This window comes from Faunimonas pinastri (assembly GCF_900110915.1).
GTDB lineage: Bacteria > Pseudomonadota > Alphaproteobacteria > Rhizobiales > Afifellaceae > Faunimonas > Faunimonas pinastri.
On sequence record NZ_FOFG01000007.1, the window covers coordinates 109,334 to 135,451 of the forward strand.

The 26,118-nt window shown below is 66.7% G+C and carries 23 protein-coding genes; 8 read left to right on the forward strand and 15 right to left on the reverse strand.

What is annotated here, in order from left to right:
- Positions 1-110 precede the first annotated feature (110 nt).
- From BMY25_RS10945 to BMY25_RS10965, 5 genes are all read right to left on the reverse strand, one after another.
- On the reverse strand, positions 111-728 hold the full coding sequence (locus tag BMY25_RS10945) for a YjbE family putative metal transport protein (protein ID WP_092496677.1): 618 nt from the start codon (positions 726-728) through the stop codon (positions 111-113).
- 95 nt (positions 729-823) lie between these two features.
- Positions 824-2,452: an ABC transporter ATP-binding protein gene (locus tag BMY25_RS10950; RefSeq protein ID WP_092496678.1), complete on the reverse strand. Its 1,629-nt coding sequence runs from the start codon at positions 2,450-2,452 to the stop codon at positions 824-826.
- Entirely contained in the window at positions 2,449-3,387 is a 939-nt protein-coding gene (locus BMY25_RS10955; protein ID WP_428976956.1) for an ABC transporter permease, read from the reverse strand. Before BMY25_RS10955 ends, BMY25_RS10950 begins: the two co-directional genes overlap by 4 nt.
- Positions 3,384-4,298: an ABC transporter permease gene (locus BMY25_RS10960; RefSeq protein ID WP_092496680.1), complete on the reverse strand. Its 915-nt coding sequence runs from the start codon at positions 4,296-4,298 to the stop codon at positions 3,384-3,386. The genes BMY25_RS10955 and BMY25_RS10960 overlap by 4 nt, the downstream gene beginning before the upstream one ends.
- Positions 4,299-4,360: 62 nt before the next feature.
- On the reverse strand, positions 4,361-5,830 hold the full coding sequence (locus BMY25_RS10965; protein WP_092496681.1) for an ABC transporter substrate-binding protein: 1,470 nt from the start codon (positions 5,828-5,830) through the stop codon (positions 4,361-4,363).
- A 399-nt stretch (positions 5,831-6,229) separates the two neighbouring features.
- On the opposite strand from BMY25_RS10965, the gene BMY25_RS10970 reads away from it, so the two are divergent.
- Positions 6,230-7,432, forward strand: coding sequence for a sialidase family protein (locus BMY25_RS10970; protein ID WP_092496682.1), 1,203 nt, complete (start codon positions 6,230-6,232; stop codon positions 7,430-7,432).
- A gap of 30 nt (positions 7,433-7,462) precedes the next feature.
- Here BMY25_RS10970 and BMY25_RS10975 read toward each other — a convergent pair whose 3' ends face one another.
- Positions 7,463-8,239: an HpcH/HpaI aldolase family protein gene (locus BMY25_RS10975; RefSeq protein WP_092496683.1), complete on the reverse strand. Its 777-nt coding sequence runs from the start codon at positions 8,237-8,239 to the stop codon at positions 7,463-7,465.
- Complete coding sequence (gene pdxA / locus BMY25_RS10980) at positions 8,236-9,207, reverse strand: 4-hydroxythreonine-4-phosphate dehydrogenase PdxA (protein WP_092496684.1); 972 nt, start codon at positions 9,205-9,207, stop codon at positions 8,236-8,238. Before pdxA ends, BMY25_RS10975 begins: the two co-directional genes overlap by 4 nt.
- Positions 9,208-9,443: 236 nt before the next feature.
- On the opposite strand from pdxA, the gene BMY25_RS10985 reads away from it, so the two are divergent.
- Positions 9,444-10,550 (forward strand): four-carbon acid sugar kinase family protein, encoded by a 1,107-nt coding sequence (locus BMY25_RS10985; RefSeq protein WP_092496685.1) that lies wholly within the window; start codon positions 9,444-9,446, stop codon positions 10,548-10,550.
- Complete coding sequence (locus BMY25_RS10990) at positions 10,547-11,281, forward strand: FadR/GntR family transcriptional regulator (RefSeq protein WP_092496686.1); 735 nt, start codon at positions 10,547-10,549, stop codon at positions 11,279-11,281. The genes BMY25_RS10985 and BMY25_RS10990 overlap by 4 nt, the downstream gene beginning before the upstream one ends.
- 23 nt (positions 11,282-11,304) lie before the next feature.
- Here BMY25_RS10990 and BMY25_RS10995 read toward each other — a convergent pair whose 3' ends face one another.
- From BMY25_RS10995 to dapA, 3 genes are read right to left on the reverse strand one after another with little or no spacing between them, the layout of a single operon-like run.
- Positions 11,305-12,354 (reverse strand): Ldh family oxidoreductase, encoded by a 1,050-nt coding sequence (locus BMY25_RS10995; protein WP_092496687.1) that lies wholly within the window; start codon positions 12,352-12,354, stop codon positions 11,305-11,307.
- Positions 12,351-13,334: a phosphoglycerate dehydrogenase gene (locus tag BMY25_RS11000; protein WP_092496688.1), complete on the reverse strand. Its 984-nt coding sequence runs from the start codon at positions 13,332-13,334 to the stop codon at positions 12,351-12,353. Before BMY25_RS11000 ends, BMY25_RS10995 begins: the two co-directional genes overlap by 4 nt.
- Positions 13,331-14,239: a 4-hydroxy-tetrahydrodipicolinate synthase gene (gene dapA / locus BMY25_RS11005; RefSeq protein WP_092496689.1), complete on the reverse strand. Its 909-nt coding sequence runs from the start codon at positions 14,237-14,239 to the stop codon at positions 13,331-13,333. Before dapA ends, BMY25_RS11000 begins: the two co-directional genes overlap by 4 nt.
- A gap of 334 nt (positions 14,240-14,573) precedes the next feature.
- On the opposite strand from dapA, the gene BMY25_RS11010 reads away from it, so the two are divergent.
- The 4 genes from BMY25_RS11010 (at position 14,574) to BMY25_RS11025 (ending at position 18,684) form a co-directional block, all read left to right on the forward strand.
- Complete coding sequence (locus tag BMY25_RS11010) at positions 14,574-15,698, forward strand: iron-containing alcohol dehydrogenase (protein WP_092496776.1); 1,125 nt, start codon at positions 14,574-14,576, stop codon at positions 15,696-15,698.
- Positions 15,698-16,222: an ureidoglycolate lyase gene (locus tag BMY25_RS11015; protein WP_092496690.1), complete on the forward strand. Its 525-nt coding sequence runs from the start codon at positions 15,698-15,700 to the stop codon at positions 16,220-16,222. Before BMY25_RS11010 ends, BMY25_RS11015 begins: the two co-directional genes overlap by 1 nt.
- A gap of 401 nt (positions 16,223-16,623) precedes the next feature.
- Positions 16,624-17,784: a mandelate racemase/muconate lactonizing enzyme family protein gene (locus tag BMY25_RS11020; protein WP_092496691.1), complete on the forward strand. Its 1,161-nt coding sequence runs from the start codon at positions 16,624-16,626 to the stop codon at positions 17,782-17,784.
- A 384-nt stretch (positions 17,785-18,168) separates the two neighbouring features.
- On the forward strand, positions 18,169-18,684 hold the full coding sequence (locus BMY25_RS11025; RefSeq protein WP_092496692.1) for a YciE/YciF ferroxidase family protein: 516 nt from the start codon (positions 18,169-18,171) through the stop codon (positions 18,682-18,684).
- An 83-nt stretch (positions 18,685-18,767) separates the two neighbouring features.
- Here the strand turns inward: BMY25_RS11025 and BMY25_RS11030 are convergent, their stop codons facing one another.
- The 3 genes from BMY25_RS11030 to BMY25_RS11040 all read right to left on the reverse strand — a co-directional run bounded on the left by BMY25_RS11030 (position 18,768) and on the right by BMY25_RS11040 (position 22,588).
- On the reverse strand, positions 18,768-19,166 hold the full coding sequence (locus tag BMY25_RS11030) for a response regulator (RefSeq protein WP_092496693.1): 399 nt from the start codon (positions 19,164-19,166) through the stop codon (positions 18,768-18,770).
- Complete coding sequence (locus BMY25_RS11035) at positions 19,117-21,312, reverse strand: PAS domain-containing sensor histidine kinase (RefSeq protein ID WP_092496694.1); 2,196 nt, start codon at positions 21,310-21,312, stop codon at positions 19,117-19,119. Before BMY25_RS11035 ends, BMY25_RS11030 begins: the two co-directional genes overlap by 50 nt.
- Before the next feature lie 181 nt (positions 21,313-21,493).
- Complete coding sequence (locus tag BMY25_RS11040) at positions 21,494-22,588, reverse strand: molybdopterin-dependent oxidoreductase (RefSeq protein WP_092496695.1); 1,095 nt, start codon at positions 22,586-22,588, stop codon at positions 21,494-21,496.
- Between the two features lie 201 nt (positions 22,589-22,789).
- Here BMY25_RS11040 and BMY25_RS11045 point away from each other — a divergent pair, with 201 nt between their 5' ends.
- Positions 22,790-23,821 (forward strand): LLM class flavin-dependent oxidoreductase, encoded by a 1,032-nt coding sequence (locus BMY25_RS11045; protein WP_092496696.1) that lies wholly within the window; start codon positions 22,790-22,792, stop codon positions 23,819-23,821.
- 21 nt (positions 23,822-23,842) lie between these two features.
- Here the strand turns inward: BMY25_RS11045 and BMY25_RS11050 are convergent, their stop codons facing one another.
- Together BMY25_RS11050 and BMY25_RS11055 are read right to left on the reverse strand one after the other, a co-directional pair.
- Positions 23,843-24,604, reverse strand: a complete 762-nt coding sequence (locus BMY25_RS11050; protein WP_092496697.1) for an SDR family NAD(P)-dependent oxidoreductase — start codon at positions 24,602-24,604, stop codon at positions 23,843-23,845.
- Entirely contained in the window at positions 24,594-26,087 is a 1,494-nt protein-coding gene (locus tag BMY25_RS11055; RefSeq protein ID WP_092496698.1) for a sulfatase family protein, read from the reverse strand. Before BMY25_RS11055 ends, BMY25_RS11050 begins: the two co-directional genes overlap by 11 nt.
- Between the last annotated feature and the right edge of the window lie 31 nt (positions 26,088-26,118).

Below are 26,118 nucleotides of genomic sequence, written 5' to 3' on the forward strand. Positions count from 1 at the left end.
GTTCGAGACATGGCCATGAGGCGCGGCATTCACCGCGCCCCGGGGCGGTCGGGTTCAGGTGGCGAAAAGGCCATCCGGAACCGTGTCCGACGCTGCGGCTGGAGACTGGCTTAGCCTCCGCCGAAAAGAGCCATCTGCGTCGCGACTTCGTGGCTGCCGCGCCAGATCATCTCAAGCGCGACGAAAAGGATGATCGCCAGCCCGATCCAGGCGATGAAGCGGAAGCGCTGGAGGAGCCGGGCGATCAGGGTTGCCGCCGTGCCCATCAGGGCCACGGAGATCAGCAATCCTACGACGAGGACCTCGACGTGCTCCCGCGCGGCTCCGGCTACGGCGAGGACATTGTCGAGCGACATGGAAACATCGGCGAGGATGATCTGGAGGAGCGCGCGGCCGAACGTCTTTCGCCCCGCCTGGGCGTCGGCGTCCGCCTGCGCGTCCGCCGATGCGCCGCTCCCCGCCCGGATTTCCCGGTACATGCTCCAGCAGACGAAGAGCAGCAGAAGCCCGCCCGCGAGCGTCAGCCCGACGATGTCGAGGAGCTTCACGGCAACCACGGCCAGCAGGATGCGGAGGACGACGGCGCCGGCAATCCCCCACAGGATGACCTTGCGCCGGATCGAGGAATCCACCCCGGCGGCCGCCATGCCGACGGCGACGGCATTGTCGCCGGCCAGGACGATGTCGATGAAGAGCACCTGCAGGAGGGCGGAAAATTCCGCCAGCATGAACGACTGGGACAATCGTGGTTCCTTCCGCTCGGGACGCGGGTCAGGACTTCAGGGCGTCAGGCAGCGGCCGCGCGGTGGCGGTCCGCCTCACCTCAGAGCAGTGCGAGCGCCGGGGCCGCCCGGGTTTTGCGGCGGCTGGCCTGCACGTCCGGATCGGGATCGAGACCGGCCGCCAGCAGCGCGCGGGTATAGGGCTCCTTCGGCGTGTCGAAGATCTGCCGCACGGTGCCTTTTTCCACCAGCCGGCCGCCCTGCATGACGACGACGTGGTCGGCGAAATCGCGCACCACCGGCAGATCGTGGGCGATGAAGAGGAAGGCGATGCCCAGGTCGCGGCGAAGCTGGTCGAGGAGGGCGATAACCTGCGCCTGGATGGAGACGTCGAGCGCGGAAACCGCCTCGTCGCAGACGATGAGGTCCGGCTCCAGCGCCAAGGCGCGGGCGATGGCGATGCGTTGCCGCTGCCCCCCCGAGAACTGGTGCGGATAGCGGCGCGCGTGGTCGGGCGAGAGCCCCACCTGCGTCAGCAATTCCGCCACGCGCTCCCGCCAGCGCGCCTTGGGCAGGATGTCGGGATGGATCGCCCAGGCTTCGGAAATCAGCTGGAACACCGACATGCGCGGGTTCAGCGACTGGCTCGGGTCCTGGAACACCATCTGGATCTGCCGGCGAAGCGCGAACATGTCCCGGGTCGACATGGCGAGCAGGTCGCGGCCCTTCCAGAGCGCCCGGCCCCCGCTGGCATCCTCCAGCCGCAGCAGCGTGCGCGCAAGCGTGGATTTGCCGGAGCCGCTTTCGCCGACCACCGCCACGGTTTCTCCCGGCAGGAGATCGAAGCTGATGCCCTTCAGCGCTTCCACGGCGCCGTAGGATTTGGTGAGGTTCTCGATGCGGAGCAGCGGCTCGCCGGTGGCGACCGGCTCGTGCATGGCGCCCTTGCCGGGCGCGGCGCCGATCAGCCGGCGCGTATAGGGGTGGGCTGGATTGTGGTAGACGTCCCGCGCCGTGCCGGTCTCGACCACCTTGCCGGCATTCATCACGACCACCCGGTCGGCCACTTCCGCCACCACGCCGAGATCGTGGGTGATCAGCAGGAGGCCCATGCCGGTCTCCTTCTGCAACTCCTTGAGCAGCGCCAGCACCTCCGCCTGCACCGTCACGTCCAGCGCCGTGGTCGGCTCGTCGGCGATCAGGATGTCGGGCTTCATGGCGAGCGCCATGGCGATCATCAGGCGCTGCCGCTGGCCGCCGGAGAACTGGTGCGGATAGCGGCCGAGCGCGCCTTCCGGATCGGGAATGCCGACGCGGCGGAGAAGCTCCAGCGCTCGCTGGCCGGCGGCCGCGCGGGAGATCCCGTGGGCCGTCATCATCTCCGAGATCTGCCAGCCGACCGAATAGGTCGGGTTCAGATGCGCCAGCGGATCCTGGAAGATCATCGCGATGCGCTTGCCGTGGATGCGGCGGCGTTCCTCGCGGCTAAGCTTCAGCAGGTCGCGTCCCTCGAACAGCACGCTGCCGCGCGCGATCTCGCCCGGCGGGATATCGATGAGGTCCATCACCGCGCTGGCCGAAACGGACTTGCCGGAGCCGCTTTCGCCGAGGATCGCCAGCGTCTCGCCGCGGTCCAGATACCAGCTGACACCGTCCACGGCGGTCACCGGCCCGGCCGCCGTGTGGAAGCGGACGACGAGGTCGCGGACTTCGATCAGGTGTTCGCTCATGCTTCGGTTTTCCGCATTTCCAGGCGCCAGCGCTGCACGGGATCGAGTACGACCCGCATCCAGTTCGACAGGAGGTTGAGGGAAAGCGTGGTCAGGATGATCGCGAGACCCGGCCAGAAGGCGAGCCACCATGCGTTCGCCAGGTAGGAGCGGCCCTGGCTCACCATCAGGCCCCAGGTGATCTGCGGCGGCTGGATGCCGATGCCGAGAAAGGAAAGCGAGCTTTCCGCCAGCATCACGAAGGCGAAGTCCAGCGTGGCGATGGTGACGATGGTGGGAATCACGATCGGCAGGATGTGGCGAAGCACGATCCGCATGCGCGAGGCGCCCATCACGGTCGCCGCCTGCACGAACATGCGTTCGCGGATCTCCAGGACCTCGGCGCGAGTGGTGCGGAGATAGACGGGGATGCGGGTGATCGCGAGCACCACGATCAGGTTTCCGACCGAGGGCGCCAGCATGTAGAGGACGATCACGGCGAGCAGCAGCGAGGGAAACGACATGATGATGTCGGCCAGCCGCATGATGATCTGGCCGCCGCGTCCGCGCGAATAGCCGGCGACGAGGCCGAGCACCGCGCCGACGAGCGCCGAGCAGGCGACCGCCCCGCAGGCGACTGCCATGGTGTTCTGCGAAGCGACGATGATGCGCGCGAGCAGCGGCCGGCCGAGCGCGTCGGCGCCCAGCACCGCCAGCCAGCCATGCGCCAGGCTGAAGGGCGGCGCGTTGCGGGCGCGCAAATTCGGTCGGGTCGCGATGTCGTTGAGGAGGTACGGCCCGAACAGGGCGCAGGTAATCACGATCAGCAGGAAGATCCCGGCGCAGAGCGCGAGCTTGTCGCGGTACAGCATCCTGAGGACGCGGGTTGCCGCAGTGCCTCGGGGAACGGCGATCGCTTCGGGAGTTCCGACGATTTCGGTGCTCAGCATGGTCAATACCGGATGCGCGGATCGAGCAGGGCATAGCCGAGGTCGATCAGGATGTTCATGACGAAGATTGCCAGCGCGGTGACCATGATCGCGGCCAGGATGACGTTGAAGTCGCGCTGCAGGATGGAATCGATCATCAGCTTGCCGACGCCGGGAAAGCCGAAGATCGTTTCCACGACAACCGCGCCATTGAGGAGCGACGCGGCCTGATCGCCGATCACGGTGATGACCGGCAGCAGCGCATTGCGCAGCGTGTGGACGAAGATGATCGACTTGGTCCTGACGCCCTTGGCCCGCGCGGTCTTCACATAGGCCGAGCCGAGGGTGGAGAGCATGGACCCGCGCACCACCTGCAGGATCAGGCCGAAGGGGCGGATGAAGAGCACGCCGATCGGCATGATCCAGTGCCACAATGTCCCGGTGCCGGAGGTCGGCAGCCAAGACAGCTTCACCGCCAGCAGGGTGATCGCGACGATGGCGACCCAGAAGTCGGGCGCCGCCGCGCCGATCAGCGACAGAAGCGAGACGAAGCGGTCGAAAAGGCCGCCGGCATTGAAGGCGGCGAGCGAGCCGCAGACCACCGCCGCCAGCGTCACCAGCACCATGGTGATGACGGCGAGCTGGAAGGTCCAGACAAAGGCCTGCAGCACGACGTTGATGGCGGGGCGGGCCTGGCGGATGGACTCGCCGAAATCGAGGTGCAGCAGGTCCCAGACATAACGGCCGAACTGCACGATCAGCGGATCGTTCAGGCCGTGAAGCTGACGGAACTGCTCGCGCATCTGGTCGCTGGCATCGATGGGGAGGAAGAGATTGGTCGGATCGCCGGTCAGCCGGGACAGAAAGAACACCAGGACGATCAGGCCCACGAGCGAGATCAGGCTGGCGGTAACGCGTTGCCGCACGAATCTGAGCACGGGTTCCTCCCTTCAAACGCAATCACGGGGCGACAGCGCCGAAGCGCCGCCGCACCGCGCTTTTACTTGAACTTGATCTCGGAGAGCTGGAGCTGTCCGTTCAGCGCGATCGAGGGCTTGTAGTCGAGCTTCGGCGAGATCCGGGCGAAGCTCACCATGTGGAAGAGCTGGACATCGGCCACCACGTCGTCATGGAGGTAGGTGAAGAGCTCCGACCAGAGCTGGTTGCGCTTGTCGCCGGTGGCTGCCGTCGCCTGCTTGATCAGGTCGTCCACATGCGGGTCGGAGAGCGTCGACTGGCGACCGTCCGAAGCGTATTTCCAGAACATGGAGAAGACCGGATCGCCGCGGGCATTGTCGTGCTGGGCGGCGACGAGCTGGGGCGCGCGGCCCTTCTGGAAGGGCTTGGAGTAGATGCCCTCGAACTCGGCGACCTCGTGCATCTTGAGATCGACGTTGAAGCCCGCGTCCTTCAGCATTCCAAGCGTCGCTTCCATCACTTCCGTGACGTTGGGGAAGAGGTTGGTCCGGCCCACGAGTTCGAGCTTGGTATCGACGGGAACGCCGTCGGCCTTGGCTTCCGCCAGAAGCTTCTTCGCGCCTTCCGGATCGTAGGGGAACGGCTTCAGGTCCTTGGGCACGCCGGCCGTCGTGGAGGGCACCACGGTGGTGGCGATCTCCGTGCCCTCCGGCAGCAGCGAGCCGATAAAGGACTGGCGGTCGATCGCCATGTTCAGCGCCTTGCGCACCCGCTTGTCGTTGAGCGGCGGCATGGAGTCATCCGGCCGGATATAGAGCGTTTCCGAGTTCGGATAGGAGAAGTCGATGCTCTTGTCGGTCGCGTCCTCGGCGGAGATCGCCGGCGCGATATCGGCTTCGCCGGTCTTCACCATGGCCGCGCGGACGGCGGAATCGGAGCGGAACACGTAGGTCGCCTTCGCCACGGCGGGCTTGTCGCCCCAGTAGCCGTCTCGCTGCGTCAGCACGATGCGCTGACCGGGCGTCCATTCCGCGAGCTTGTAGGGACCCGTTCCGATCGGATTGCGCGTGAACTCGACCGGCGTTTCCGACGGTACGATCGTCAACAGCGACATCAGCAGCGGCAGCACGGGCTCTGCCGGGTCGGTCTTGATATCGATCGTGTGGTCGTCGACCACCGAGGGGGTGATCTTGGTGTCGCCGAAGTAGCGGGACGTTTCGCACGTGATCTTCGAGCTCATGCTGCGCTCGATGGAGTGCTTCACGTCCTCCGCGTCGAAGGTCGAGCCATCGGAGAAGGTCACGTTCTGGCGCAGGTGGAAGCGCCATGTCGTGGGATCGACCTGCTCCCAGCTCGTCGCAAGCCGGGGCTTCAGCGTGCTGTTGTTGCGCACGTCGATCTCGGTGAGCGTCTCCGAGATGTTTTGCAGGATGACCCGGCCGATATTCGACCGTGTCGCCATGCAGGGCTCGAGGAGATCGGTCTGTTCTCCCAGCACGATGGTCACGTCGCTCTTGCCCTGCGCCATCGCCGCGCCGGACCAGGCCAGCATCGACACGAACGCAATCCCGGCCAGTTGTTTCGCCTGTTTCAAAGGCACCTCCCGTTTCGACCGTCGTTCTTGATGCCGGCCTGGCAGGAGCCGAGCCGGCATTGCGGATGCGCAGGGCCCGGCGGTCGGCGGGCCTGCTGTTCTGCACCGGACATTGCGACCGGCAAGCCGCTCCCGAGGGGCGACCTTTGATCCGAGCTTGTCCCAGCCCCGGGATCTTGTCAACAGGTGTCAAATGATGGTCGGATATAGAGGGAATCACATCAATATTTGTTATCACAACTTATTGCAGATAAAGGGAAATCCTCCGAAATAGGCCTGCGGCAATCGAGTCGTGAACTTGCCAAATCGAATTGACCGTCGATGCTGCGCCGGGTGATGCGGGGCGGAAGAGTGTCGATGAATCCGGAAGAGATCGCCGCGGCCATGACGGGTCGGGTAGCCCCTGACGGGGAAGGGCGATCCGCTGCCTTCCTGCCCTCGCCGATGATCCAGAACCACGCGGCATTCCTGGCGTTCCTGCCGGCCGGGGTCTCTGACGGGGCGCTCGCCTGCGCATGGTTCGGCGGCACGCTGGAGGGGAAATCCGATATTTCGATCTTCGCCTCGGTCCTCTCGGCAGACGGCACGCAATGGTCGAAGCCGACGCAGCTGACGGACGATCCGGCGCGTTCCGAGCAGAACCCGGTCATATCGGTCAGTCCAGCGGGGGCGATCACGCTGTTTCATACGGCCCAGCCCGCAGGAAACCAGGACGAGTGTCTGCTGCGGCAGCGGCCCTTGTCACAGGCCGGGGAAGGGCTGGTTTCCGGCCCTTCGCACGACCTCGGCCTGCCGCGCGGGACATTCGTGCGCGCGCCGCTGCGGTTGCGCGACGATGGCGCATGGATGCTGCCGGTTTTCTTCTGCAACGCCCGGCCGGGCTGGCGCTGGACCGGCAGACACGACACGGCGGGCGTTGCCGTTTCGGCGGATGCGGGCGAAACATGGTCGCTCGCGCAGGTGCCGGGCTCGCTGGGCTGCGTCCACATGACGATCGTTCCGCTCGGTGACGGCTGGCTCGCGGCCTTCTTCCGCCGGCGTAAGGCCGATTCCGTGTTCCGCACCGAGAGCGGCGACGGTGGGCGCAGCTGGTCGATACCAGCACCCACGGATGTGCCGAACAACAATTCCTCCCTCGCCGCTATTGCGCTGGCGGATGGGCGCGTGGCTCTGCTCTGCAATCCGGTCTCCGCCGCCGATACGCCGGACCGGCGGCAGTCGCTCTATGACGAGCTCGACGAGGAGAACACTCGGCCGGACACTCGGTCGGATACGGGGCCAGACACCGGGCCAGATAGGGGCGGCGAGGCGATCTGGGGCGTGCCGCGCGCGCCGCTGGCGCTCTGCCTGTCCGAGGATGGCGGCCTGACTTTCCCGCTCAGGCGGATCGTCGAGGACGGGCCGGGCACGTGCCTTTCCAACAACTCGCTGGATGGCCGCAACCGTGAGCTCTCCTATCCGTCGATGGTGGAAGGCCCGGATGGGGCGTTGCACATGGCCTTCACCTTTCACCGCCGGGCGATCAAGTATGTCCGCCTGGCGCCGGGCTGGGCCGGTTGAGCCGCTCCTGCCGCTGAGGTCGGTGTCGGGTCAGGCGCGCGCGTCGCGGAGATGGCCGGCGGCGGCCTTATCCAGATGGTTCAGGTCGGAGGAGATCGAGGCGAAGGTGTAGCCTTGCGCCAGCCGCCGCGCGGCGACGGTGCCCTCATTGGTATGGATGCCGGCAGCGATGCCGGCCCGCTCCGCCACCTCGGCGATGCGGGCGAGCGTCGCCTCGAATTCATCCGCAAGCGCTTCGTCATTGGCCGTGCGACCGCCCAGCGAGAGCATCAGGTCGGCGGGGCCGACATAAAGCCCATCGACGCCTTCGACGGCGGCGATGGCTTCCAGATTGGCGAGCCCCTCGCGGGTTTCGATCATCACGACACAGGCGACCTCGTCGTTCATGTCGGCGGTGACCGGGCCGGAACGCAGGCTTGCGCGCATCGGGCCATAGGAGCGCACGCCCTTGGGCGGAAAGCGGCAGGCTTCCACGGCGGCCCGCGCCTGCTCCGGCGTATCCACCAGCGGCACGATCACCCCTTCCGCGCCGGCATCGAGTGCCTGGCCGATCACGCCGACATTGTTGGCGATCACCCGCACCAGCCCCGCGCACCCCGATTTGGAGAGGGCGGCGCCGGCATCCACGGCGATCAGCCCGTCCAGCAGCGCGCGATAGTCGAGAAAGCCGTGCTGTGCGTCGAAGCAGACATAGTCGTAGCCGTGGCGCGCCACCCGCTCCTGCACCGCCGGGACCGGCAGCTGGGACCAATAGCCGACGAGAGACTCGCGGGCGCGGAGCCGGCGGGCGAAGGTGCGGGAAATCATTGGGCTTCCTCCAGTTCCAGGCGACGCCCAGCCAGCCGCGATGCGTAATCGAGCGCGGACAGCATGTTGACGTGATTGGCCTTGCCAGTGCCCGCGATGTCGAAGGCGGTGCCGTGATCCACCGAGGTGCGGTCGATCGGCAGGCCCAGCGAGACGTTCACCGCCGTATCGAAGGCAACCAGCTTGATCGGAATGTGCCCCTGGTCGTGATACTGCGCCACGACGAGATCGAAGCCGCCCTGGAAGGCGCGGTGATAGACCGTGTCGGCGGAAATCGGCCCGACCACGTCGATGCCCTCTGCCTTTGCCGTTTCCACGCCCGGCCGCACGTAGTCGTCGTCTTCCGTGCCGAACAGGCCGCTTTCGCCGCAATGCGGATTGATGCCGGCGACCGCGATGCGGGGCTTTTCATAGCCGATGCGCTTCAGATGGTCGTTGCCGGCCCTGATCGTGGCGAGGATCCGTTCGGGCCGGGCGCGATCGATCGCGCCCTTCAGCGATATATGGGTGGAAACGTGGATCACCTTCAGCCGCTCGGAAGCCAGCAGCATGAAGGAGGATTTCGCGCCGGTAAGCGCCGCCAGCATGCCGGTATGGCCGTCATAATGATGGCCGGCGGAGTTCAGCGCCTCCTTGTTGATCGGCGCGGTGACGATCCCTGCGGCGGCGCCCGACTGGGCCATCTCCACGGCGGTCCTGATATATTGGAAGCACGCCTCGCCGCAGCGCGGGCTGAGGACGCCGAAGCGGTCCGGCAGGCCCTCCACCGGCACATGGACGAGGGCGACGCTACCTTCTCTGGAAAGTGTGCCGAGATCGTGGAACCCGAGGTCGATCGAGGTCGCTTCAGCGGCGCGTTCGAGAGTGTTGCGGTCGCCGACCACCACAAAGCCGGAACGCGAGGCGGCAGAGCAGCGGGCCAGCGCCTTCACAGTCACCTCGGCGCCGACGCCGGACGGATCGCCCATGGTGATGGCGATGGGGGCATGGTCCCGGTTTGGAGCGCTCACGGGTTCCTCCTCATGTTTTGGTGCGGTTTTGACTATGATCTTGGAAAGTTGTCAAATACAATCTCTTCCGAGACGATCGGGCAGCCCTTCGGTGGCCGTGAAAGATCAGGGAAATCGCGCCTTTGAGGAGCGGAAAGAAACGTGGGGAAGGAAGATGACAGATTGACCGGCTTCGTGCGGCGGGGGCTATCCACATGATCAGGGCCTTGCTGGTCGCGGACGATCTGACGGGCGCGCTGGACTCCGCCGTCGCCTTCGCAGAGCGCGGCCTGCGCACCGTTGTCGCCCGCCGCCCGTCCGGCCTGCGAGAGGCGTTGTGGGCGGCCCCGGACGTCCTCGCCGTCAGCACGGCCACGCGGGAGGGGAGCCGGGAAGCTGCCATCGAGGCCGTCCGGTCCGTGGTGTCGGCCCTGGAAGGCTCCCTGCCGCCGGTCATCTTCAAGAAGGTCGATTCCCGTCTCAAGGGTCACGTCGCGGCGGAAAGCGAGGCGCTGGCCCGCGCCACCGGCCGCGAAACCCTGCTGATCGCGCCCGCCATTCCCGATCTCGGGCGGATCGTACGGGAGAAGGCGGTTTCCGGTCACGGGATAGACGCGCCGATTTCCATTCCCGCAATCATGGGTTCGTGCGGGCTCGCCTGCGAGATCCCCGATGCGATGTGCGATGCGGATCACGAGGCGGCGCTGGCCGCGGCCCCGCCCTCCACGCTGCTGGTCGGCGCGCGCGGCCTTGCGATTGCGCTTGCGCACCGGCTATCGGGCACCGCGCCGGAAGCTCCTGCGCTTTTGTCCGCTCCGGTGGTGCTGGCGATCGGCTCGCGCGATCCGGTCACGCTGGAACAGGTGGCGGAGCTGCGACGGGAACGGGGAGTGCGCGAGATTCCGGCCCCCAACGGTCGCGTTCCGCCGCTTGGGGCAGACGTGAGCCGGGAAGCCGGCGGCGTGCTGCTGGTGCGGATGGTGCCGGGCCCTGTCGCCGTGACTGCGGGCGAGGCGGCCTCTGTCTTCGCAGTCAGCCTCGCCGATGCGCTTCGCCGGAACCCACCCGCGACGCTGCTTGCCTGCGGCGGCGAAACGGCGGATGCCCTCCTTGGCGAACTCGGCGTCGCCACGCTCACGATATCGGGCGAAATCCTGCCGGGCGTTCCGGTCTCCACCGGCCGGGTGGGCGGCCGGGAGGTCGCATTCGTGACGAAATCGGGTGGGTTCGGAACGCCGGACGTGTTTTCGCAACTTGTCAGCTTGATCGACAGGGCCGCAAAGGAGCGCCTCGATCCGACTGGAGCCATGGAAGTCCAATGACGACGGAAGATCTAGACCGGGAGAAGCCTGAGAGGCCGAGGAAATCGCTCGCCGATCGGACCTATCACCTCCTCTACGGCCGCATCACCAACGGCAATTACACGCCGAACCAGAAGCTGCCGCCGGAAACCCAGCTATCGCGCGAGTTCAACGTGTCGCGCCCGGTGCTGCGGGCAGCCCTGGAGCGCCTGCGCAACGAGGGGCTGATCTATTCCCGGCAGGGGGCCGGCAGCTATGTCCGGGCGGCGCAGGCCCAGGCGCTCGGCTTCGCGCGGGTCGAGACCATCGCCGATATCCAGCGCTGCTACGAATTCCGGCTGACCATCGAAACCGACGCCGCCTTTCTGGCGGCGCAGCGACGTAACGAGGCCCGGCTAAAAGAGATGGAAGAGGCGCTCGACCTCCTGAACACCGCGACGGGCTCCATGACGCATCGCGAGGACGCCGATTACGCCTTTCATCTCGCGATCACGCGGGCGGCGAACAACCAGTATTACGAGGCGTCGATGCGCGCGCTTCGCGAGCACATCCATGTCGGCATGAAGATGCACGGCCAGTCGCTGATGTCGGATGGGCCGAAGGGGCTGCGTGAAGTCTTCGAGGAGCACGGGGCGATCTTCGAGGCGATCCGGAACAGGGAGCCGGAGACGGCGCGACAGCTCATGCGCCAGCACATCGTCAATTCCCGCGACCGCCTGTTCGGTGGAGGCCTGATCGACCTGTCTTCCTGATCGTGGCGGGTCCCCGCCGTCGCTCAGAGCGGCGACGGCAGGGTAACACCCAGCCGGTCGGCATGCGGCTTCAGCCCATCCACGATGCCGGGATGCAACGTCACGCCGTCGGACAGCGCCTCGCGCTTGCGCCGCAGCGCCGCCTCGCCTGGCAGCCGGACGCGCTCGATGCCGGGGCGCGGTGGGTTGGCGCGACAGGCATCCGCCAGCCAGCCGGTCTGCCGCAGAAAGGCGTCGCGACCGCCGAAGGCTTCGGGATCGTAGACCTGCACGGTCACGGCGGCGTTGGTTCCCTTGGGTGCATCGGCGCGACCGTAGCCGGCGAGCCCCTGCGTCACCGCCTCGGCATGGAGCGCCATGCCGTAGCCCTTCTGGCCGTGGTCGTAGCCGCCGGTCGGCAGCAGCGTGCCGCCCTCCTGGATCGCCCTGGGGTCGCGGGTGGGTTTGCCATCCTTGTCCATCAGCCAGTCGTGCGGGAACTCCTGACCTTCGCGGATCAGCCGCTGGCTCATGTTCACCGTGGTAATGGAGGCGGAGATGTCGATCAGGATCGGCTCGCCCGGCGTGGGAATTCCATGGGCGACCGGATCGGGCGTGTAGAGGCCCTTCGTTCCGCCGAAGGGAGCGACCTGCGCGCCGGACGGGCTGGAACTCGCGACCGTCACCATCATCCCGCGATCGGTGGCGATCGGCAGGTAGGCGGCGAGACAGCCGACATGGTGGCTGTCGCCAATGACGACCGTTGCAGCCCCATGCGTGGCGGCGCGGTCGCAGGCGAGCTTCACCGCTTCGGACGTCAGATAGGCCCCGGGCAGGCGCCGCCCGCGCCAGGTGATTACCGCGCCCCGGTCGGCCACCACCTCCGGCTCGCCGGTCGTGGTCATCACGCCGTCAGCGATGCTGTCGAGGTACCACGCCGCCAGCGCCAGGCCATGCGTCGTGTGGCCCATCAGGTCGGCTTCGACGAGATAGCGGGCGACCGCGCGCGCCTTGTCGGCCTCCAGTCCGGCGGCCGCGAAAAGCTCCTCCGCCGCCCGTTCCAGCGCGGCGGGCTCATACCTGAAATCCGTCATGCGTGTTCAACCGATTCCGTCTGGAAGATTTCCGGATTGAGGACGCGCGTGGGCCGGCCGCCGGCGATCAGTTCCTCGATGTCGGCGATGTTCATCAGCCCGATCCGCTCCACCGCTTCCAGCGTGTCGCCGCCTGAATGCGGGGTGAAGACGACCTTCGGGTGCCGGAAGACCCGATGCGAGGTGTTCGGTGGTTCCTGCTCGAAGGCGTCGATAGCCGCGCCGCCCAAGCGTCCGGCATCCAGCGCGTCGGCCAACGCATCGAGGTCCACGATCTCGCCGCGCGCGAGGTTGAGGAGGCAGGCCGACGGCTTCATCAGCGCGAGCTTCGCGGCATCGATCAGCGCGGCATTCGATTTGCCGCCGAAAATGTGGAGCGAGACGAAATCGGAGTGCCGGAGCAGGTCGTCCAGTTCAGCGAGTTCGACGCCGTGTTCCCGGACGAAAGCGAGGTCCGGGTAGAGGTCTGACGCGATGACCGAAAGGCCGAGGGCGGAGGCCTTGCGTGCGAGAATGCGGCCGATATTGCCGAGGCCGACGATGCCGAGCGTCTTGCCCTCGATCTCCGACCCGACCTGCCGGTCCCAGCCGCCGGCGACGACGCTCTTGTGCCCTCCGGGAATGTTGCGCGCCCAGCCGAGCATCAGGCCGAGCGCCAGTTCCGCCACGGCGTTGGCATTGGCGCCCGGCGTGTTGAGGACGGGGATGCCGCGCGCGGTGCAGGCGGGAACGTCGATATTGTCGATGCCGACACCATGCTTCAGCACGGCCTTCAGCTTCGGCGCTGCGGCCAGCGTCTCCTCCGTAACCGGGACGAGACCCGCGACGAGGTAGTCGATCCGTCCGAGGTGCTCGGACAGACCTCCATCCGGCAGCGCCTTGTCGGCGCAGCGGATGAACTCCCATCCGGTTTCGCGAAGTCGGGCGGGAACGCGACCATGCAGGCCGAAGCCCGGCGATGTCGTCGCGACGATCGTCACGCAGGAACCCCGGCGTTTTGGAGGAGGTCGTGCTTTCGGAGTATCTCGCGGATAACGGCGTCCTGCTGGTCGTTCGGCAGCAAGGCCGGCTGGCGGCTGGCGCCGACGCTCGGATCCATCAGGCAGAGCGCGCGCTTCACCAGTGCCGGCGGGTAGCCAAGGGCGTAGAGATCGACCCGAAGCGCCGTGAAGCGCTCCTGCAGGCGCTCGGCCTCGGGGATGTCGCCCTCGTTCACGGCGCGGCAAATGCCGGCAAGCACGTCGGGCATCACGTTGCCGAGGCCGGAAATGCAGCCCTTGGCGCCGTTCTGCATGGACCAGAGCACCAGCGAATCCGGCCCGGAATAGACGGCGAAATCCTTTTCGGCGTCCCGCGACACCTGGAGATACGCCTCCAGCGTTTCCTGCGCGCCGCCGCTATCCTTGATGCCGGCAATGTTGCCGTGCCGGGCGAGGGTGGCGGCCGTTTCCGGCTCGATGTGGTTCTGGGTGCGGGCGGGAATGTCGTAGAGATAGACCGGCGTGGCAACCGCGTCGGCGACGGTGGCGAAGTGCCGGACCAGCCCTTCCTGCGTGCAGGCGATGAAATAGGGGGTGATCACCGCGATGCCGTCGACGCCGATGCGGTCGAACTCGCGGGCGAGCAGCACCGTTTCGTGGGTGGCCGGCATGCCGGCATTCACGATCACCCGCGCCCGTCCGTTCACCTCGTCGACGACTTCTTCCGTCAGGCGGACCTTTTCCTCGAAGGTGAGCGCGGTGAAATCGCCGTTGGTTCCGGCGCACAGGATGTTGTTGCCGGCCTGAACCTGCCGCCGTACCTGCCGCCGCGTCGCCTCGAAATTGATGCTCTCGTCCGCGTTGAAGCAGGTAACAAGCGCCACGAAGGTCTCATGCGTGCTCATGCGATGTCGGCGCTCCCTCTGCTTCGGTGACCGCATCTCCGGCGGCTTCGGTGCCGATCATCGGCAAATTGGTCTGGATGTCAACACGCGTACGGCTACTCGGCCTATGTCTGGCCGGGGGCACTTTTCGGAATAAACGGAAATCTGCGGAACTCCGCCATCTTCCCGTTCCCGAGCGTCGCAACTCCGACGAAAACTGCCGATCAGCACGGGTTATCATCAGTTGACAAGTTGTGCTTCCGCTCACTATCGCTTGAACAAGGCCGAACGAAAGGCCGCCGCTTTCGGTCCGGGCGGCGAAGCTGACAAATGCCGGCCGAAAGGGAGGAATGGCATGACCCGTCTCGATCATCCGCTGGAAATGCTTCGCCCGCCCTGCGTGCGCTTCGGCACGGGGCAGGTGGGCACCCTGGCGGACTGGCTCGCCGCGGCAGGCTGCTCCCGCCCTTTCATCGTCGCCGATGCCTTCAATGCCTCCCGCCTGAGTGCGCTCGGTCTGGGCGAGCCGCGGCTTTTCGGGGAGGTCAAGCCGGAACCCGATCTGCCGAACCTCCAGAAGGCCGTCGCGGCGGCGGAAGCGGCGGATCCCGATGCGGTGATCGGCTTCGGCGGCGGCAGCGCCATGGATCTCGCCAAGCTGGTGGCGGTGATGGTCGGGTCCGGCAAGGGGCTGAAGGACATATCCGGGCCGAACCGCGCGCCGGCGCGCCGCGTCCGGCTGGTGCAGGTCCCGACCACCGCCGGCACCGGCAGCGAAGTGGGAACCCGGGCTCTGGTGACCGATCCCGAGACGCATAACAAGATCGCGACCGAAAGCCCGCACATGCTGGCCGATCTCGCCATCGTCGATCCGGAGCTGACGGCCAGCGTGCCCTCATCGGTGACGGCGGCGACCGGAATCGATGCCATGGCGCATTGCGTGGAGGCCTTCACCAGTCGGCGCTCCCATCCGATCATCGACGCCTATGCCCTGCAGGGGATCGAACTGGTGGGCAGGTTCCTGCCCCGCGCGGTGCAGGACGGCAGCGACATGGAAGCGCGCGCGGGGCTCAGTCTCGCCGCGCTTTACGGCGGCGTCTGCCTGGGGCCAGTCAACACGACGGCGGGACACGCGATTTCCTACCCGCTCGGCTCCCGCCACGAGATCGCCCACGGCATCGCCAACGCCATGATCTTTCCGCATGTGCTGGCGGCGAACGCCTCCGCCGTTCCGCAGAAGACGCGACTCGTCGGCCGCGCACTGGGCTTCGACGCATCGAGCGACAACGCGACCTTCAACGGCGGCTTCGCCTTTTGCGAAGCGCTGGGCCTCGACATGGCGCTGTCCGCGCACGGCGTGCCACAAGACGACCTGCCGGCCATGGCGCGGGAGGCGCATGCGATCCGTCGCCTGCTAGACTTCAATCCTCGCGATCTCAGCGAAGCCGACATTCTTGCAATCTACGAGGCCGCTTACTGATGCCCTGGACACTGCTCCCATCCGCCCTTGGCGATGACGAGGAACTCGCGCCCTTCGCCACTCCGATCCGGGGGCAGGAAGGCGAGCGAGCCTTCTTCCCCGTGGCTTCCGAAAAGGACGACGCGCCGGGCCGGTCCGTGCTGTCGGTCTTTCGTCACCCGGAAGCGTCGGTGGATGCGGCAGGCTTTATCCGCATCGGCAAGATGGAGCGGCATCCGCACAGCAGCCAGAGCTTCCTGCCGCTGAAGGTCGGGCGCTGGCTGGTGATCGCGGCGCCGGCGTTGGCCGACGGTAGTCCCGACGTCGAGCGGGCGGTCGCACGCCTTGCCGGGCCGGGCGAGGGCATCTGCTACCATCGCGATATGTGGCACGCGCCCATGACCGTGCTGGACGGGCCCGCCGACATGGCGATGCTGATGTGGAGCACCGGCACGGCCGCCGACACGGTGAAGGTCGACCTGCCGGAGGAACTCATCATCGATCTCACCGGCCCCGGACTTGGGAGCTCTCAGGCGCGGCGCTGAGCCTCGCCATTGCCTTCACCCATCTCAGGCCCGGCGATCGGCGGCCACAATGTCCTCGCAGCCGAGAGGCGTCGTGCGGAGTGCCGCCGAGAGCCGTGAGGCGAAGGCCGCTTCCAGCGCGACTTCGCAACCGGGCGCAGCGCGTGGTGGCGACCACACCGCGGAGTCGGAGTCCTTGCTAAAGCGGGATAGAGCGCCAACTCGCCTTCCGGAAGCGGGCTATGACGCGCGTGCCGTTCGCCTCTACGGCCCGCGCCGCCTCCCATCCCTTTGGGGGGGGCAGAGAGCGCTTCCGTCACCGCCGGGTGGAATGCGGCGCCCACCCTGTCCTCCAGCACACGGATGTGCCGTCTGGAAGCGGGCTTTAGTCCGGCGCGATGAGATCTGATGGAGGGAGCGGAATGCGCATTGTGGACATCCGGGAAGTCACGGCCCCGATCGCTTCGGCCATCGCGAACGCCTATATCGATTTTTCCAAGATGACGCTTTCGCTGGTCGCGGTGGTCACCGACGTGGTGCGGGACGGTCGCCCCGTCGTGGGCTACGGCTTCAATTCCAACGGGCGCTACGGCCAGGGCGGCCTGATCCGCGAGCGCTTCGCACCGCGCCTGATGGAAGCCGACCCGAAGACGCTTCTCAACGACCAGGGCGACAATCTCGACCCGGATCGCATCTGGGCGACCCTGATGAAGAACGAGAAACCGGGCGGTCACGGCGAACGTTCCGTCGCGGTCGGCACCATCGACATGGCGGTCTGGGACGCGGTGGCCAAGATCGCCGGCAAGCCGCTGTTCCGGCTCCTGGCCGAGCGTCATGGCCGCGAGGCCGATCCGCGCGTGTTCGTCTATGCGGCCGGTGGCTATTACCATCCGGGCAAGGGCGTGGAGCAGCTGCGCGCGGAAATGCGCGGCTATCTCGATCGCGGCTACAACGTCGTGAAGATGAAGATCGGCAACGGCCTCGCCGAGGATCGCCCGCGCATTGAGGGCGTCCTGAAGGAGCTGGACGGCAAGGCGCAACTGGCCGTGGACGCCAATGGCCGGCTTAACCTCGAGGATGCCATCGCCTACGCCAGGATGCTGCGGGACTATCCCCTGTTCTGGTACGAGGAAGCTGGCGACCCGCTGGATTACGCGCTGCAGGCGGCACTGGCGGAGTTCTATCCCGGGGCGATGGCGACCGGTGAGAACCTTTTCAGCCATCAGGACGCGCGCAACCTGCTTCGATATGGCGGCATGCGGCCGGATCGCGACTGGCTGCAGTTCGACTGCGCCCTTTCCTATGGCCTCTGCGAGTACGAGCGCACCCTGAAGGTGCTCCAGGTGGCGGGGTGGTCGCCCAGCCGCTGCATTCCGCATGGCGGCCACCAGATGTCGCTCAACATCGCGGCCGGCCTGGGCCTTGGCGGCAACGAGAGCTATCCCGATCTCTTCCAGCCCTATGGCGGCTTCCCCGATGGCGTTCGGGTGGAGGACGGTCACATCACCATGCCGGAGCTTCCGGGTATCGGTTTCGATGGCAAGTCCGCCCTGATCAAGGTCATGCGCGCGCTGGCGGAGTGAGGAACACCGGCAGCACACAGGGCCGGGAAAGGCTGCCCGGTGGGGAGTGCATGTCCCGCCGGGGCGGGCTTGACGGCTGGTGTCGGTCCGCTGACCGCAGGTGCTCGCGGCGTTCGTCCCCGGCGCGCTGATCGCATGTATTTTCCCACACCGGGGCGGCGCTTCGGCCGCTGGGCAACGGCTGCGTCCGGCTGACCTGCACGGCCGCTCATCGGGGCTTCACCGGCGCGGCGCGCGCCATCACCGACCATCATCTGCAACGGGCGATAAGCGCCTGCGGACCACCCTTCCCGAGGAACGGGAGCTCTCCGAGTCCGTTGATTCCGTAATCATGCGGTCGCTGCCGCAATGGATCTTGCAATCCGGAAAAGAGGAGAAAGCCCCATGGGCCTGTTCACCAAGGACATAAAGACGCTGAACGATCTCTTCGTTCATGGTCTCCAGACGGTCTACTATGCCGAGCGGCAGATCACCGAGACCCTGCCGAAGATGATCGAGCTGGCCACCAGCCCGGATCTGCGAAACGGGTTCGAGAAGCACCTCAGGGAAACCGAGGGGCATCGCCGCCGACTGGAGCAGGTCTTCCAGATGCATGGGGTGGAGGCCGAGGAGGCGACTTGCCCGGCCATCGACGGCATCATCAAGGCTGCCAATTCCACCGCCGGCAATATCGACGACAAGCAGGTGCTGGATGCGGCCCTGGCCTTCGGCGCGCAGATGGTCGAGCATTATGAGATCGCGCAATACGGCACACTAGTCGCCTGGGTGCGCGAACTGGGCCGGGACGACTGCGCTTCCGTGCTGAGCGAGACGCTGGCGGAGGAAAAGGCCACGGACGAGAAGCTTACGCAGCTTGCAGAAGCGCGGATCAACGCGGCCGCGGAGCGGAAATCCGCCTGAACTCTCCATTGTCGCCGGGCTGTGCCTTCAGCAGTCCGGCGGTTTCCGGCGAACTCGGTCCTGGCGGCACCATGCGGTGCTGATCAGGGACAAACGGCCTCGAAAGCCGCCTTAAGTTCGTCGGTTTGGAAGGGTTTGTTGAGCGTCAGCGTGCCCTCGAAGGCCGGGTTCAGGCCCTTGGAGCCGTAGCCCGTGGCGAAGAAGAAGGGCAGGTTCCGGCTCTTCAGCACTTCGGCGATCGGGAAGGATTCCTTGCCGTCGAGATTGACATCGAGGATCGCGACATCGGCATCGACGACGCGCGCGGCGGCGAGACCCTGCTCCAGCCGCATGGCCATGCCGACCACGACATAGCCGAGGTCGATCAGCATCTCCTCGATCAGCATGGCGACGAGCATGTCGTCCTCGACGACGAGAACCCGCTTGGGTTGACTAGGCGTGTTGATGATTTTGTCCTCTGTCTTCGCTGGGGAGCGGCGCATCGACGGTGCAGGCCAGCCCCTCCGGGTGGTATTCTATGGTGACGGTGCCCCCGAGTTCGGCCGCCAGCCCCCGTTCGATCAGGCGGGAGCCGAAGCCGCGGCGCGTCGGCGGCAGGACGGTGGGGCCGCCGCTTTCACGCCATGTGAGATGCAGATGCCTCGCCTGCTCGGTGACCGCAACGGACCATGCGATCTCGATCCGGCCGAAATCGTTTGAGAGCGCGCCGTATTTCACTGCGTTGGTGGCCAGTTCATGGAACGCCATGGAAAGCGACAGGGCAGTCTTCGGCGTCAGCCGGACCGACGGACCCGAGATTCGGAACCGCTCCTCGTCGCCGCCGATATGGGATTCCATCGTCCGGGATACAACCTCCCGGAGATCCGTCCCCTCCCAGTTCTCGCTGGTCAGGAGATCGTGCGCCTTGGCGAGGCTGATCAGGCGGGCGGTGAAGCTGTCGCGCGCCTCCGCTAGGGAATCGGTGCTGCGCAGCGTCTGCGCCGCGACGGCCTGCACCATGGCGAGCGAGTTCTTGACCCGGTGGTTGAGCTCGTTGACCAGCAGGCGGAGATGCTCCTCGGAGCGCTTTTTCTCCGTGATGTCGAGCACGGTGCCGATCACCCGGCCTATCTCAGACCCGGTCTCCCCATCGACGAAGGCGCGGGCGCGCGCCACCACCCAGCGCTGGGGACCGCCCTCGCGGTCGAGGATCCGGAATTCGATGTTCAAGTCCTCACGGAGTTCCGGGTTCAGCATCCGCGCGAAGGCGGCGCGGGTCGCCGGCACGTCTTCCGGATGCAGCGTCTCATAGACGGTTTCGGCCGTGATGCGGCTGTCGGCAGGCGTTCCCAGAATCAGGCGGGTCCGGTCGGACCAGACGATCTCGCCGGTGGAGAGGTCGATCTCCCACATGCCGAGTTCCGTCGCCTCGATGGCGAGCGACAGGTTGGTCGCGACCTCCGACAGGCGAGCTTCCGCCCGCTTCCGGTCGGTGATGTCGCGGAAATAGACGGAGAGGCCGGTGGCGGAGGGAAAGATGCTGAGATCGATCCAGCTGCCGCTGAGCATGGAACGGGCCTCGCATCGGACGACCTTGCGATTCCGCGCCGCCTCGAGATGCGCCTGATAGGGCAGGCTGCCCACGGCCTGCGGGAATTCGTCCCAGTAGACCTTGCCCAGAAGGTCCTCGCGCCGCCGACCCAAAAGCTTTTCGGCGCGGGCATTGATGTAGGTGAAGCGCCAGTCGGTACCGACGGCATAGAAAGCATCGCTGATGCTTTCCAGAACCGTGCGGTTGAAGCTCTCGCTTTGCGCCAGAGCCTGTTCCGTGATCTTCCGGTCGGTGATGTCGATGGCCGCCCCGGGAAACTGGACGGGATTTCCGGCCGGATCGTACTGGCAGCGTCCGCGCGCCAACAGCCAGCGCTCCGCCCGGCCGGGAGCGCAGAGCCGATACTCCGCGGAAAGCTCGGTCCGGTCCTCGATGGCCCTGCGGATCGCTTCGCTCACCCCCGGCCGGTCCTCGGGGTGGATGCTCGCCATGAAGTCGTCGATCGGCACGCCTTCCTTCGCCTGCCGGGGATCGACGGAGAAGGAGAGCGCGAAGCGCTCGTCGGTGATCACGCGGTTGGCCCGGATATCCCAGTTCCAGAGACCGATCACTTCGACCGCATCGAGGGCAAGCTTCAGCTTCTCCTCGCTGCGACGGAGCGCGTCCTGGGCGCGGACGTTTTCCTGGCGGAGCATCTCCTGCTCCGTCCGGTCCCGAAGGATCTTGAGATAGCCTTCGAACGCCTGCGTTTCCGGGTCGATTAGGGGCATCATCTCCCCATTCGCCCAGAAAACGCTGCCGTCCTTGCGCTGGTGCCAGCGTTCGTCGGAGGCGCGGCCCCGGGTGCGCGCCTGCTCCATCTCGGTGGCGGGAACGCCCCTGGTGCGCTCCTCCGGCGTGAAGATCACTTCCGCGCTCTGGCCGAGGATCTCCTCCGGCTCCCAACCGAGGAGCCGCGTCGCTCCGCGATTCCAGCTGGTGATCCGCCCCTCGATGTCCAGCGTCAGGACGGCATAGTCGACCGCGCTTTGCAGGATCGCTTCCAGATGCCGTTCATGGGCGCGGCTGGACAGGTTCGAAAGCTTGTTTTCCGGCATTCTGGGGTACGTCTTGGATCATCCAGGGTAGCGGGACCTAGCCAGAGGGGGGCTCCGGCTGTCAACAAACGCGCGCCACGGCGTCCATTAACCGCAGAGCCTCGCCCGGGTTCCGCGCAAAGAGGCAATCGCTGCGCGGCGGCAGGATGATGCGGCCGGGCCGGCGGGGCTCCGCCGGTTCCTAGTCGACGCGGACGCGAATGCGGTGCCACGCGGCGCTGAGATAGCCCTTGAAGTTCCAGACATCGTCGGGACGGGAAGGCTGCGTCTGCCCGGCGGCATCCCAGGCGCGGACGACCAGTTCGTGTTCGCCCTTCCAGAGATCCACGGCGATGTGCCAGAAGGTCCAGCTCCAGGGCTGGTCGCCCTTCTCTTCAAGCGTCGCCTGCTGCCAGTCGCGTCCGCCATTGACGGAGACGTCGACGCGGACGATCGGTCGCCCGGTGGCGATCGCGTAGCCGCGCACGGTGGTGCTGCCGGCCGGCAGCGTGGTTTCCGGCCCGGGTTCGCAGATCGCGGAGTTGAGCGGCATCTCGTAGATGGCGGTGCCGCGCGCCGGGTCCTGCGTCTCCGGGCTCATGTCCGGCGGAAAGAGCAGGTAGTCGTGCCGCTGCTGGAAGGCGTTGGACGGTTTCGGCTGCACCCGGATCGCCGAGACCCACTTCACGCTGCGCACCCCGGCATAACCGGGTACGACGATGCGAAGCGGCGCGCCATGCTCGCGGCGAAGCGACGAGCCGTTCATCCCCCAGGCGAGGATCACCTCGCCGGACATCGCCTTCTCCAGCGGGATGGAGGCCCCGTAGGGCGCGTCCTTCGCTCCCTCGTTCCGGGCGATATCGAGCGCTTCGAAGGCGACATGCAGGCCCGGCCGTTCCCGCACGTCGGCTTCGCGCAGGACGTCGGCCAAAGACGCGCCGATCCATTCGGCGTTGCCGATCGCGCCCGGCGCCCAGGGATCGCCCGTGGTGGCGCGGACTTCCTGCAGGTCGGCGCGGCGATTGCCCGCGCATTGCATCACCGCCGTGACCGTCCGCGTCTCGAACCGGCCCTGCAGGTCGCGCAGCGTCCATGTGCGCTCGCGGGCTACATCGCCCTTCACCGTCACCCGATGCTTTTCCGCGTCCGGCTCGGGCATGTTCCCATGCGTGCGGATGTAGAAGTCGGCGGTGTCCGTCAGGAAACGGCTGCGCAGGCGAGCCAGCGGCGGCTCGGCGTTCAGCGGATCCCGGCTGTGGACGATCAGGTCGGGCTTGTCCTGGAAAAGGCCGAGCATGGGGAGTTCTCCGGTTTCGGCTTAAACCCGGTGGGCCGAGCGACGTTGCATCGGGCGGGAAGGCGAGTGCCGATCCCCTTGCCCGCGGGCGCAAGGGCACGATCCGTTGCCGGACTGTCCGGGATCGCTGCCCTTTCGGTCCGCATGGTCCGGGTTTATCTGCTCCCCGTCGGCCCGTGAGCCGATGGTGGACAGGACGGCATGGCACAGGATCTGGAACTCGGACTCGATACATTCGGCGACGTCACGAACGACGCGGCCGGAAATGCGCTGCCGCACGCGCAGGTGATCCGAAACCTCGTGGAAGAGGCGGTCCTCGCTGATCAGGTCGGCATCGACTTCATCGGCGTGGGCGAACATCATCGCGAGGATTTCGCGGTCTCCGCGCCCGAGGTGCTGCTGGGCGCAATCGCCGCGAGGACCAGCCGCATCCGGCTGGGCTCCGCCGTCACGGTGCTGAGCTCCGACGACCCGATCCGCGTCTTCCAGCGTTTCGCGACGCTAGACGCGGTGTCCAACGGACGCGCCGAAGTGATCCTCGGTCGTGGCTCCTTCACCGAATCCTTCCCGCTTTTCGGTTTCGACCTTGCTGACTACAGCGTGCTGTTCGAGGAAAAGCTCGACCTCTTTGCAGCGCTCTTGCCGCAGGAGCCGGTGAACTGGCAGGGCTCGACGCGGCCGCCGCTTTCCAGCCAGCTCGTCTATCCGCCGGTTGAAAACGGTCGGCTGAAGACCTGGATCGGCGTCGGCGGCAGCCCGGAATCCGTCGTCCGCGCGGCGCGTTATAATCTACCCATGATGCTGGCGATCATCGGCGGCGATCCGCAGCGCTTCGTTCCCTATGTCGATCTCTACAAGCGCGCCTTCGCGCAGATGGGCACGCCGGTGCAGCCGGTCGGCGTGCATTCGCCGGGCTATGTCGCGGAGACCGACGAGCAGGCGCAGGCGGAGTTCTGGCCGGACTACAAGAAGATGCACGACCGCATCGGCGCGCAGCGCGGCTGGCCGGCGCTCGCCCGCGCTTCCTTCGATCACGAGGTGCGGAACGGCTCGCTCTATGTCGGCTCGCCGGACACGGTGGCGCGCAAGATCGCCGCGACGGCCAAGGCGCTCGGGGCTGCTCGCTTCGACCTGAAATACAGCGCCGGGCCGCTGGGGCACGAGAAGATGATGCGCTGCATCGAGCTCTACGGCACGAAGGTGGCGCCGACCGTGCGCGAACTGCTCGCCTGAGCTTTCAGGACGGATGCGGGCTCAGGTAAGGCCCGCATCCACCAGAAACTGAGCGCCGGTGCAGCCGCCGGCATCCTCGGAAGCGAGGAAGAGCGCCATGCGTGCGACATGCGTGGCGTCGAGGCGCACCTTGAGAGCCTGCGCTGCCAGGATTTCCGCTTCCGATTCCGGCGTCTGCCACAGCGCCGCCTGCCGCTCCGTCAGGATAGCGCCGGGAACGATGCAATTGACCCGGATGCCGTGGCCGCCCAGTTCGCGCGACAGGGTGCGGGTCAGGCCGACGATGGCGGCCTTCGCGGTCGTATAGGCGACCATGCCCGGCCGGCCCTTGATCCAGGAGGTCGAACTCATGGTGAGGATCGAGCCGGAGCCCTGCGCCTTCATCTTTTCCGCGACCGCCTGCGAGGCGAAGAACTGGTGGTCTAGATTGAGCGCCAGCCGCCCGCGCCAATAATCGGGCTCGACATCGGCCATGTCGTGCCGGTCGTCGTTTCCGGCATTGTTGACGAGCACGTCCACCGCGCCCTCGGCGCCCTCGATCTCCGCGATGGCGGAGCGGAGCGCGGCTATGTCGGTGAGGTCGCAGACGTGGAAGGTTGCGCCGGGCAGGGACGCGGCCAGCGCCTCGCCGGTCTCGCGCCGGATATCCAGGAAATGCACCCGGCTTGCCTGCGTCGCGAATGCGTGCACCAACTCCGCGCCGATGCCGGAAGCGCCGCCGGTGATGACGACGACCTTGCCGGCAAGGCTCGCGTAGCGGGTATAGGCGGCGTCAGGCGCCATGCTGCCGGCCCCGGTTCGGCGGCGTGCGAGCGGGGCCGGAGCCTTCGTTGACGCCTTCGGTCCAGCCCTGCGTGACGAGATCGCTGCGGATCCGCCATTTCAGGATCTCGGCGATCAGTCGCTGCTGCGTCGCCCCGTGTTCCGGATCGTCCCAGAGGCTGTTCACCTCACGCGGGTCGGCCTGGAGATCGAAGAGCTGGCCCTCGTCGCTGTCGACGAAATGCACGAGCTTCCAGCGGGCGTCCCGGATCATCGTCATGAACCGGGTGCCGCTGAGGATGCGGTCGCCCGCATGCTCGGAGAAGACGAAGTCGCGCGCCTGCGTCTCCTCGCCCGTGAGGTAAGGCAGCAGCGACTGTGCCTCCATCCAGCGCGGCGGCGTGATGCCCGCAAGCTCGAGGATCGTCGGGCCGAAATCGAAGAGCGCGACGAGATCGTCGACGCGGCGGGGCTGCACCCGGCCCGGCGACCAGACGATGGCCGGCACGCGCACGCTCTGCTCGTACATGGTCCATTTCTGGCTGTGGCCGTGATCGTTCAGGCAGTCGCCATGGTCGGAGGTGAAGACGATCACCGTGTCATCCAGCACGCCGCGCCGGTCCAGCGCCTCGATGAGCTTGCCCATCTGCGTGTCGATGATGGAGACGTTGGCGAAGTAATGCTCACGCTGGCGGCGAAGCTGCTCGGGCGTGGGATCGGCGAGATGCACCACCGCGTCGTGATCGACCGCCAGGTGCTGCTCGCGAAGCTTCTTCAGAGCGGTCGGCTGACGCTCGATCGCTTCCCGGTCGAGGATCGCCTCCGGCAGGTCGCGGTTCCGGTATTTGTCGATATAGTCCTGCGTCGGGTCATAGGGCGGATGCGGGCCGGGAATGCCGATCTGCAGGAAGAAGGGCTCGTCGCCGCCGTAGCTGTCGAGCCACATGGCTGCGAATTCCGGGACGAAATTGTCGGAGTGCAGGTCCGCCGGCAGCTCCCAGACGAAGGCGCCCAGCCGCTCGCGATAATCGGCGAGCCGGCGATAGGTGACGCGGCTTGGCTTTTCCAGCCCGCGCGCCCAGAAGGCCTTGTCCCAATGATCGAGGAAGAAGGGCAGGCGCGCCGTCGCGCGGTCCTTGTTCTCCACCACGTGACGCTCGTGGAAGCCGAACGCGTCCTCGAAGGGCGAGGTGTGCATCTTGCCGACATTCACGCAGCGATAGCCGGCGGCCGAAAGCTGCTGCACCCAGCTATGCGTCCACGGTTCGTCGTTGCGGTAGACGCCGTTGGTATGGGGATAGAGGCCGGTGAAGAGGCTCGCCCGCGACGGCGCGCAGGAGGGCGACGTCACATACATGTGGGTGAAGCAGACGCCCTCCCGCGCCATGCGGTCGAGATTGGGCGTGTCCATATAGTCGAAACCGGCGGCGGCGATCGTGTCGAAGCGCTGCTGGTCGGTGATGACGAAGACGATGTTCGGCTGCTTCCGGCTTCCCAAAGGCATTCCTTCCGCGATGGCCGCCGCAGAGGGGCGG

What these genes read in the sequence shown, in the direction of transcription:
- BMY25_RS11025 (WP_092496692.1), top strand. Translation starts at nt 18,169, where the DNA reads ATGGGCCTGTTCACCAAGGACATAAAGACGCTGAACGATCTCTTCGTT.
- BMY25_RS11040 (WP_092496695.1), bottom strand. Translation starts at nt 22,588, where the DNA reads ATGCTCGGCCTTTTCCAGGACAAGCCCGACCTGATCGTCCACAGCCGG.
- dapA (WP_092496689.1), bottom strand. Translation starts at nt 14,239, where the DNA reads ATGAGCACGCATGAGACCTTCGTGGCGCTTGTTACCTGCTTCAACGCG.
- BMY25_RS11050 (WP_092496697.1), bottom strand. Translation starts at nt 24,604, where the DNA reads ATGGCGCCTGACGCCGCCTATACCCGCTACGCGAGCCTTGCCGGCAAG.
- BMY25_RS10990 (WP_092496686.1), top strand. Translation starts at nt 10,547, where the DNA reads ATGACGACGGAAGATCTAGACCGGGAGAAGCCTGAGAGGCCGAGGAAA.
- BMY25_RS10985 (WP_092496685.1), top strand. Translation starts at nt 9,444, where the DNA reads ATGATCAGGGCCTTGCTGGTCGCGGACGATCTGACGGGCGCGCTGGAC.
- BMY25_RS10965 (WP_092496681.1), bottom strand. Translation starts at nt 5,830, where the DNA reads ATGCTGGCCTGGTCCGGCGCGGCGATGGCGCAGGGCAAGAGCGACGTG.
- BMY25_RS11055 (WP_092496698.1), bottom strand. Translation starts at nt 26,087, where the DNA reads ATGCCTTTGGGAAGCCGGAAGCAGCCGAACATCGTCTTCGTCATCACC.
- BMY25_RS10950 (WP_092496678.1), bottom strand. Translation starts at nt 2,452, where the DNA reads ATGAGCGAACACCTGATCGAAGTCCGCGACCTCGTCGTCCGCTTCCAC.
- BMY25_RS10995 (WP_092496687.1), bottom strand. Translation starts at nt 12,354, where the DNA reads ATGACGGATTTCAGGTATGAGCCCGCCGCGCTGGAACGGGCGGCGGAG.
- BMY25_RS11010 (WP_092496776.1), top strand. Translation starts at nt 14,574, where the DNA reads ATGACCCGTCTCGATCATCCGCTGGAAATGCTTCGCCCGCCCTGCGTG.
- BMY25_RS11045 (WP_092496696.1), top strand. Translation starts at nt 22,790, where the DNA reads ATGGCACAGGATCTGGAACTCGGACTCGATACATTCGGCGACGTCACG.
- BMY25_RS11015 (WP_092496690.1), top strand. Translation starts at nt 15,698, where the DNA reads ATGCCCTGGACACTGCTCCCATCCGCCCTTGGCGATGACGAGGAACTC.
- BMY25_RS10970 (WP_092496682.1), top strand. Translation starts at nt 6,230, where the DNA reads ATGAATCCGGAAGAGATCGCCGCGGCCATGACGGGTCGGGTAGCCCCT.
- BMY25_RS11035 (WP_092496694.1), bottom strand. Translation starts at nt 21,312, where the DNA reads ATGCCGGAAAACAAGCTTTCGAACCTGTCCAGCCGCGCCCATGAACGG.
- pdxA (WP_092496684.1), bottom strand. Translation starts at nt 9,207, where the DNA reads ATGGGCGATCCGTCCGGCGTCGGCGCCGAGGTGACTGTGAAGGCGCTG.
- BMY25_RS11030 (WP_092496693.1), bottom strand. Translation starts at nt 19,166, where the DNA reads ATGCGCCGCTCCCCAGCGAAGACAGAGGACAAAATCATCAACACGCCT.
- BMY25_RS10975 (WP_092496683.1), bottom strand. Translation starts at nt 8,239, where the DNA reads ATGATTTCCCGCACCTTCGCCCGCCGGCTCCGCGCCCGCGAGTCTCTC.
- BMY25_RS10945 (WP_092496677.1), bottom strand. Translation starts at nt 728, where the DNA reads ATGCTGGCGGAATTTTCCGCCCTCCTGCAGGTGCTCTTCATCGACATC.
- BMY25_RS11020 (WP_092496691.1), top strand. Translation starts at nt 16,624, where the DNA reads ATGCGCATTGTGGACATCCGGGAAGTCACGGCCCCGATCGCTTCGGCC.